Below are 8,838 nucleotides of genomic sequence, written 5' to 3' on the forward strand. Positions count from 1 at the left end.
GAACAAAGCTCTATGGCGGGAAGATTAAAATTGTGTTCTGTTACTGTGGTAGAAATGTGGTATCCTGATAATGAAAATGAACCCAATGGTTCTGGCCATTGGGAGGTAACAGGATATATTACCAAATGTGATGAAATGCAAGGAGGAGATGGATCCTCAAACCCTAATCCTGAAGGGCCTACATATCCTTATCCTGGAGGTGGTGGTGGAAATACTAATAACAACACAAATCCTTGTGAAAAAATGAAAACCCAAAATTCCAGTCAGCCTTTTAAAGATAAAGTTTCGGAACTTGACAAAAAAGAGGTATTTGATAAAAGCCAGGAAACAGGGTTTGCCGCTGCATATGGTCCACAGACTTCTTTTGAACCTTTAGCAAATACGGATAATGACAACCTTATATTTCCACCAGGAAATAAATATTTTGGTTATATTCATACGCATCTTGACAGTAAGGAAGGAGTCGTTAAGATATTTTCACCCGCTGATGTGTCTACTTTCTTAACAACTTGTGTCAGAAATGCCCAGGTTAAGGGAACAATGACAGATGCTTATGGCATGGTAATTACATCACAAGGGAATTATATATTGAAATATTCTGGAGATGGTAATTATGGTATTGGGCCAGGTACATTGAAAAGCTGGGATTCATGGTATAATAAAGAGTATACTAAATTACTTGATAAAGATGGATTATCTCAAGCAAATGTTGAAAAGTTGTTTGCTCAATTCCTTGAAGAGAAGGTAAAACTTGACGGGCTGGAAGTTTATAAAAGTGATAAAACTACGGGTAATACAAGTAAGTTAAAATATGATGGTAAAGACAAACCTGTAAAACCTATTCCTTGTCCTTAATAACAATTTAATTTTTAAATTATGAAAAATATATTTTTATTTATATTCTTTTGTGCTTCAATATCTTGCTCAGCACAAACCTATCCATTGAGAACATTTACAGATATTCCTGAAAATGCTTATCTAAAAGACACCAATAATGAATTACAAAGCTATGAAGGAACCTGGAAGGGAGTCTGGGCTAATAAAACAATCTATATCACTTTTAAAAAGATTACCAACAAATATGATAGTGATTTTAAATATTATATAGATTACCTAATAGGAAAATTTAAAGTATTGGATAATAATGGGAATATTTTGTTTGACAATACAAATTTACCAGATAACGATCCAAAAATTTGGGGAAGTGGAATTAGAAAATTAGATGATAAATATTCTCTAGTTTATGTAGACCCTGACCTTTGTAATACTACAGGAAATATTATTATTAATTTCACAAGTCCTTCTAAGACACAGCTCAACTGGAAATATAACCAAGGAAGTAATATGATTACAACAGATTGTCAATATTATAATACAACTCCATTTCCCCAGGCTCTTCCTAAAGAAATTATATTGACAAAACAATAATAACATGTGCAGAAAAGTTTTATTTTTAATTTATTTCACTTTTTACAATTATTACTTTTCTCAAAATCAATTTGAAAAAATAGAACTTAGTCATTCAAATTCGATAATAATTGATAGTGGTATAAAAATTACTATTGAACCGATTAAAACCGGAAATAATAGAATGAAAATAGCAGTTGAAAGCAAAAAAAATAACTACACTCGAAACCTTTCAAAGAAAGAATATGCAGCTATTGATTATGCTGTTTTGAAAATTAGCTCAAAATATTTATATAACATTTCAGATAATGGTAAAGACACTTTAACAATTAATTGCATGGATAGTTTTAGTACTGTTATGACGATCTTTAAAAATAATAAAAAAGAAACTTATTTTGTTGATTGCTTATCTAAAATGGATAAGTATAAAAATAAAAGAAAGGATTTCTGGTATGCAACAAAACTAATCTTTGAAGCTGGAAATGTGAAAATAAAAGAACTAGAGGACTAGATAATATAAATTTGATTTGATTTACCTAAAGAAGTTATATTGACAAAACAATAAATAATCCACGGGGCAGAGCCTAGAGGTATTCTCTTCAAATAAAAATATAATCCCGGGTTAATAATCCGGGATTTTTTTCATTAGCTTCTACACTTTCTATAAATCTTCAAAAAGAACTGGTACAAAATTTTACTTTTCGTCGACTGACCAACCCCTACTATGGTCAATTTTTCAAGATTCTACAGTTATTGTAGGGGCTTTTTTATGCATTCTCTCCCGAATGTATTTTGATAAAATTTATAATTTTGAAAAATACATGAGTAGGCGAAGCCGATTTTAATAGTCGGAAAAACATTCTTTTATTCCTTCCCTTTCTTAAATTCCTGATATCCTTTAAAATAGTTGGTAAGCGATTCGCTGTCTCTCGGATTGGATTTCTGCCATGCTTTTAATACTTCACTCTGCTCTTTATAATCGCTCCACTTCTGCCTTTCTACGATAACATTTCCGTCCTGATTAATCTCCTGAAGGACTTCACCCCTGATTTCCTGTTTTGTACGTACACTTTCTTTATAATATTTGATTCCGGAATAGGCTCCGAATATGGCCAGTCCCCAACCAGAAAGCATAACAAATAGGGAAATATACAGCACAGGTTTATAATGCTTAAAATAATCTTTGTACGATTCCAGTTTCTTCAGATCTTCCGGAGATATCCCAACCCTGATATCCATAACGCTTTCTCTAAGTTCCTTTAGGCTGTGAGCAATCAGCTCTCCGGTTTCCTTCAGTTTTTTATCTATTCCCGGAATATTAGAATTTAATTGCGTGGATTCCTTGTGCAGGGCTTCTGTGGTGATCTTTAACTGTTCCAGTAGTTCCGCTGGGTTGAGCCTTACAGGATTTGTATTGTTTTGTTGGCCTTCCATAATTTATATTTGTTAATGTTTATAATGACATACCCCTACCTTTTGTAATATTCCGGGTAACACTTTTGGTAACTTCCAAAGCAATATTTTGGGGCGTAAGTTTTATTAATTCCAGGGCGATATCCTTTATCTTTAATTTTGGATCGATCTCGCTTAATTTAAAGCCTTGTTTCGACACTTTCTCCAAAACCGAAGGGTTTCTATTGATATTTGCTTTCGGGATGATTCTTGCTCCGTTCAGTCCTTTAGAGTTCTTGCTGATCTCCATAATATACCCTCGATTTTCCATTCTCTTGACAAGATCACTTAAACTATGGCTTTCCCCTTTTTCCTGGAGAAATACGTTTTTGATTTCCACTTTCTTCTCTCCGGTGATCTCCTGTGCAGTCTTCCAGTTCCGCTCCTTTGATAAAATTTCTGCGTGTCCGGATGCTCTTTCTCCTATATTGTGGCTCGTGACCTGATTTTTACCGTGAAAATCTATCCTATTTGCGATAATATGCAGATGCCTATCATCCGTACTCTGGTGTAAATGCACTAAATATTGATTGTTTCTTCCGATCCCCTCACGCTTTAAATAGTCCTCTGCTAACTTTCCCCAATCGTTAAGGCTTAAATTTTGGCTGTATTCTTTCGGGGGCGAGATTACCGCAGTAACGTATTTTTTCTCCGTTCGGGTGTTTTTATCGGCTATCTCTTTCAGTTCTGCAAACAGGTCTTTCGGCTTCTCTCCGGAAAGTCCGTTCCGGCACACTTCCACACTCTGCTCCTTATCGCTCTGCTGATATGCAATAGATTTAGAACTTACATTTCTTGTCGATGCTGATATTACCATTTGACCTGTGTTTTTATGCCTTTTATGGCTTCTTCAATTTCCTTGAGCAGATCTGCTCTCTCTTTTTCGGTAAACATTTCTTTCTTCATATAATTGCCTATTCTCCGGAAATTCGTTGCATACTCCGTTAGTAGGATGTTTTTTTCATAGTCCGGAAGTTGTTTTTCTAAGAGTATGATCCGGCTGTAATCCGTGAGCTTCAGATTTTTTTTATCCGCTCTTTCTTTGAGCTTTTTCATTTCAAAAGGGGTAAATCTGAGTGCCAGTCGCTCACTTTTTGGCTCGCTGATCTTCGGGCGACCTCCGAGCTTTCCTCTTTCTATATATTGATTTTGTCTATCAATGTTTTCGAATTCTTCTTTAAACAGAGATTCCCAATCCTTTGTATTTTGATCTTCCATAATTGGATTATTTTTTTATTTTTACCGCTCAAAATATTCTTCTGATTTAGAAAATTTTTAAGCTGGCTTTAGCTCTCCGAAATGGGAGCTTTTATTTTTTTTCTTTGTTTTTTCCGGTTATTAAAAAGTCTCATTTTAACTACCTTTCAGTAAAAGCGTACATCAGTCCTTAAAGCGTTCTGCTTTCCGTTTATGACGATAGGAATAAACCAAGTTGTCCTTTTGAGGCGAAAATCGGAGCGATAGCGTAGGTTTTTGACGTCAAAAGGTACTACTTGCCCTTATTGAAAATATACATTCGCATACCAAATTTAATGATTTCTTTCTTATCCTGCAACCTATGATTATTTTACTCAGGTACAGCTCCCCATAATTCCAAAATATCGCCCAGATCCTACCCTAATCAAAACAGTCCAAAATGATAATACTTCAGTTCGCCCACAAACAAAATCGCAAATCCGGAACAGTCAAAAATACTCCAGACATTCTGCAAAAAATAAAGGGGAAAAAATAGAAAAGCTGAAGGGGAAATTCAGATCGCTTCCGGAAGCGATCTCGCCTTGATCAGACAGCCTGACATCTTACCAAATCATCACATTAATAATAGTTTTTATCTATCAATTATACTACGTGTTACATAACATACGCCCGCAACCCGATTTCCTCGAATCTCTGTTTTTCTTCCTTTTTGTTTTTTTTCCACTCGGCACATGACAGGATGTACGGAAAATTTTCGCTCCAATGGAAAAGATAAAATTCCGATTGAACAAACGTATTTTTTAAAATATTTATTACTTTTTTATTTTAGTATTTTAAGGCTTCGTAACTAATTGTTATTAAATTAGTTACAAGTTTAAAAACGACCTTTTATAAGCTAAAAACGACTTTTTATAAGTTAAAAACGACCTTTTATAAGTTAAAAACGACCTTTTATAAGTTAAAAACGACCTTTTATAAGCTAAATGCGCTATTATTTGTCGACAGATGTTTTTAAATGTCGTTTTTATTTTTATATTTGTCTCCTAAAATTGTTGACATGGAATTGATTGACGTAAACAAAGACGATAAACTTGTTTTTCAACATAATGTAATTACTTCTGGAAGATATGATTACTCTGCTTGTATGCTCGATATTCTTTTTATGGTGCTTTCCTGCCTTGAAAAAGATAAATTGGAGTACACTATTCACACTCATGATATTGAAGCAATTACAGGACGTAAATGGAATTATAAACAGCTAAGAGATGCTACCGAAGATATTGGGAGTAGAATGTTTGAAATAGAAACACCAGAAAAATATCGTCAACTTTGGCTTTTTGAATATGTTGATTATATTAAAGGTTCAGGCTCTTTTACTATTAAAATAAACGAAACAGCAAAACCTTACTTTTTTGATCTAAAAAATAATTTTACTGCAATGCAGTTAAAGTCTGTTTTAAACTGTTCTTCAAAATATGCTAAAAGACTGTATGCAATTGCTTGTCAATGGCGGAGTGTAGGAACAAAAAGATTTGAGATTCCAGAACTCAAAAAAATGCTCGGATTGATTGATAAAAAAGGAAATGAACAATTTGAAAGAATAAGCGATTTTAAAATTAAAGTTTTGGATATTGCCCGAAAACAAATTTCAGAAAATACAGATATTGAATTGGATTATGAATTAAAGAAAAAAGGAAGAGAGTTCTATTGGATCACTCTAAATATTAATTCTCAAAAATTCAAACAGCTCGAAATCGATTTTGAAAAACCTTTAAATATTCAAAAATTTGCGTCAAAATTAACAACATACGGTCTTAGTCTGGAACAGGCGGAGCTGATTGCCGGAAAAGAAAAAGAAAAGGATTTTGATATCTTAATTACAGAGTTGAATGAGAAGATAAGACAGAGAAAACTGAAAATTGAAAATTCTGTCGGTTACTTGGTAGGTGTATATCAGAAAAAAGGTATTTTACCTGTAAAGAATTAATTATATATTTGCATATAAATATATATACATATAAACATATATGCCTTATTTTATTCTTACTACACATCAAAAAGGAGGTGTTGGAAAATCAACACTAACTTATAACCTTGCTGTACATCTTAAAGACAAAGCAAAGGTTTGTATTGTGGATATGGATGTGCAGGGGTCTTTATCTGATTTTAAAGATTTTTCTCCTGTTCCTGTTCTCTCCCCAGACAAATTACCGGAACTGAAAAATTCTGATCTTGATTTTGTTTTTATTGATACTCCCCCATATCTATCCAATAAACTGCCTGAGCTGTGCAGTCTTGCCAATGTAATTATTATTCCTACAAAAGCAGGGGTTTTTGATGTTCTTGCAATTAGGTCGACTATTGAGATAGTAAAACAATCTAAAGGAGAAAAAAAGGCACTCATTGTCTTCAATATGGTTAAGCCCAATACTTCTTTAACTGAAGAAATTAAATCTCAATTGAGCGAATATAATATTACAGTTGCTCAAACAATGGTCTCCGATCTGGTGGCTTTTTCTCGTTCAGCTCTGCATAATGGAGTAGAAGATAATAAAAAAGCTCTATCCCAAATAGAAGCATTAACAAATGAGATTTTAACAGTATTAGCAATATAGCATATAAATATATGCACATATAAACATATAAGTATATGACAAAAAAAGATAATTCAACAAGTAATTTATTAGGAAAAATCCTTTCTCAAAAGGCTACAACTCCAATACAGGAAAATAAGAACGGTATTATAAAACCAATTGAAAAGACTTTTTTATTATCACTTCCTGAAACAAAATTGCAACAGTTAAAACAAATGGCTTTGGATAAAAAAACCACCGTGAGAAATTTAATCAACTCTGCCATTGATGAAAAATATTTTAATGAAACAACGGATTAAGGATTGGATAATCCTTAATCCGTTGCTTTAAAAATGAAGTAGTCCGGTATCTGTACTTCTACATTCTTTTTAACTGTTACGGAATACATAATTACTCCTGCTAATAAAATTAGCGCTCCCACTATTGCGACAGGGTGGGGTTTCAATTGTTTAATAAAATCTTTCATATTATATATATTTCTTTTTAAATAAATAGTTTGATTTTTCCAAAAGTACAATCGCCTTTTACGAAAATCGTTTTTGCTTAATTACTCCCCCAGAACCAGGAGAAGAATCAATGTCCAAACTTGCAAATTCATTCTTTCATCTGAAAGGACACATTTTTAAACATCACTATAATGCCCATGAATAAAAGGTTTTTACAAACTGTATTAGAAATCTAATACACTTCCTACATTATAAAGATAAATTTGTATGGTTTTTATCGGTACAATTTTACAAACTGGCTTTATTAAGTTCTGTTACACCAAAATATCTTGATGTATGGCACAAAAAAAAGCCCCTCGCTTAGCGAGAGACTTTGTCTTCGTAACGAAGGTACGAAATCATCCAATACGAACCAAAAGCATTGATTTTAAAATTAAAATCCACTATAACACTATTAATTCTTCTCTACTATTTGTTTATACTCTAATACCTTCAAGAGAATGTTTTTTTTCACTTTAATAAAGAAAGAGTAGTAAAACTACTCTTTCTTATTCTTAGTTAAATCAATAATAACTTTAACTAATGCTATCACACCTGTGATTAATGAAACTACTTGACCTATAAGGTCTAAATCAATATTATTCATAAAATTTAATTTATATATCAGGGTTTACCCCTCGCAAAAAGCTGGATGCATCACAGGGTTTAAGACGTCCAAAACAATCACGCTCCTATTCATCGGTCATACAACCATTTTTTTGGCGCAATTTTGTGTATGTTTTGTCAGAAAAATTTTGAACTAAGGAGCAACGAACGACAAGCGTTTTGAAAAAACGAGAAGACTGAGGAAGTGACGGCTGAAAAATTTCACACAATGGATATTTAATTTATCTTTCTTAAATTCGCACCAATAACATTTACGGTAAAAAATTAAAGCATTTGCTTTCTTGTCAAGAAAACTGGTAATTTCATTGAACACAGGAATATGCAATGCTCACGCTCCGGCGTGGGCTTGTTTATTTGTGTTCGGGTATACCAGTACCTCTTGGCAGTAGACATAGCTCCACGCTTTTTTTATGCCTATAAATTAATCCAATACGAAAACATTTGTTACGACATACTTTGTCGCTCCCCATGTATATCTTTATCCTGATGTCTTATCAATAAGACTTTAAATAATATTTCTCTATACAATGAAAAAAACTTATATTTAACACCTAAAAAATTCAAAAACAATGAAGAAAAATTTAATCCTTAGATTACTTTGTATAGTAGTCTTATGTATTTCTTTGTATTCTTGTGTTCATGATGAACTGTCTTCTTCATCTGATCCAACTTCTAAAGAATACCATTCCAAAAGCCTTTGGAAAGAAGATGAAACCTACATCAAGAATGTAATGAAAGTCTATAACGAAAATGAAGCTCAAATCAAGAAAGTAAATGGAATACCTCTATGGGATTATGCTATGACAATGGGCTATACCGATGAAAGCTTTTTAGTCGTTCCTATTGCCAACGGAAAGAAAATTGTTTCCTGCATAGAAGTTCCCAGATATGGTGATCAGATAACATTTGTCTATGATAATAATAAGGAGCATCTTAAGTTCTTCCAGGGATATACCACTGCCAAAAAAAGAAAACCTGTAGAACAAACCAGAGAACAAAGCTCTATGGCGGGAAGATTAAAATTGTGTTCTGTTACTGTGGTAGAAATGTGGTATCCTGATAATGAAAATGAACCC

Annotated in this window: 10 protein-coding genes; 7 read left to right on the plus strand and 3 right to left on the minus strand. The window is 33.0% G+C overall.

What is annotated here, in order from left to right:
• The 3 genes from BW964_RS22665 to BW964_RS22095 form a co-directional block, all read left to right on the plus strand.
• Positions 1–855: hypothetical protein (locus BW964_RS22665; RefSeq protein WP_167369810.1), on the plus strand; the 855-nt coding region annotated here is incomplete at its 5' end.
• Positions 856–876: 21 nt separating this feature from the next.
• Positions 877–1,428: a DUF6705 family protein gene (locus BW964_RS22090; protein ID WP_139325916.1), complete on the plus strand. Its 552-nt coding sequence runs from the start codon at positions 877–879 to the stop codon at positions 1,426–1,428.
• Between the two features lie 4 nt (positions 1,429–1,432).
• Positions 1,433–1,918: a hypothetical protein gene (locus BW964_RS22095; RefSeq protein WP_076510755.1), complete on the plus strand. Its 486-nt coding sequence runs from the start codon at positions 1,433–1,435 to the stop codon at positions 1,916–1,918.
• A 353-nt stretch (positions 1,919–2,271) separates the two neighbouring features.
• On the opposite strand, the gene BW964_RS22100 is transcribed toward BW964_RS22095, so the two are convergent.
• From BW964_RS22100 to BW964_RS22110, 3 genes are read right to left on the minus strand one after another with little or no spacing between them, the layout of a single operon-like run.
• A complete protein-coding gene (locus tag BW964_RS22100; RefSeq protein ID WP_076510757.1) occupies positions 2,272–2,841 on the minus strand; it encodes a hypothetical protein in 570 nt (189 codons plus the stop codon).
• 19 nt (positions 2,842–2,860) lie between these two features.
• Positions 2,861–3,676, minus strand: coding sequence for a relaxase/mobilization nuclease domain-containing protein (locus BW964_RS22105; protein ID WP_076510759.1), 816 nt, complete (start codon positions 3,674–3,676; stop codon positions 2,861–2,863).
• Positions 3,670–4,077, minus strand: coding sequence for a plasmid mobilization protein (locus BW964_RS22110; protein WP_076510761.1), 408 nt, complete (start codon positions 4,075–4,077; stop codon positions 3,670–3,672). The genes BW964_RS22105 and BW964_RS22110 overlap by 7 nt, the downstream gene beginning before the upstream one ends.
• Before the next feature lie 1,036 nt (positions 4,078–5,113).
• On the opposite strand from BW964_RS22110, the gene BW964_RS22115 reads away from it, so the two are divergent.
• From BW964_RS22115 to BW964_RS22130, 4 genes are all read left to right on the plus strand, one after another.
• Entirely contained in the window at positions 5,114–6,043 is a 930-nt protein-coding gene (locus BW964_RS22115) for a replication initiation protein (RefSeq protein ID WP_076510765.1), read from the plus strand.
• A 40-nt stretch (positions 6,044–6,083) separates the two neighbouring features.
• Positions 6,084–6,671, plus strand: coding sequence for a ParA family protein (locus BW964_RS22120; RefSeq protein WP_076510763.1), 588 nt, complete (start codon positions 6,084–6,086; stop codon positions 6,669–6,671).
• Between the two features lie 35 nt (positions 6,672–6,706).
• A complete protein-coding gene (locus BW964_RS22125; RefSeq protein WP_050378458.1) occupies positions 6,707–6,949 on the plus strand; it encodes a hypothetical protein in 243 nt (80 codons plus the stop codon).
• Between the two features lie 1,382 nt (positions 6,950–8,331).
• Positions 8,332–8,838, plus strand: a 507-nt coding sequence (locus BW964_RS22130; RefSeq protein ID WP_139325917.1) for a hypothetical protein, incomplete at its 3' end; no start/stop codon positions are given.

It is taken from the genome of Chryseobacterium shigense (assembly GCF_900156575.1).
In the GTDB taxonomy this organism is placed as follows: Bacteria; Bacteroidota; Bacteroidia; order Flavobacteriales; family Weeksellaceae; genus Chryseobacterium; species Chryseobacterium shigense.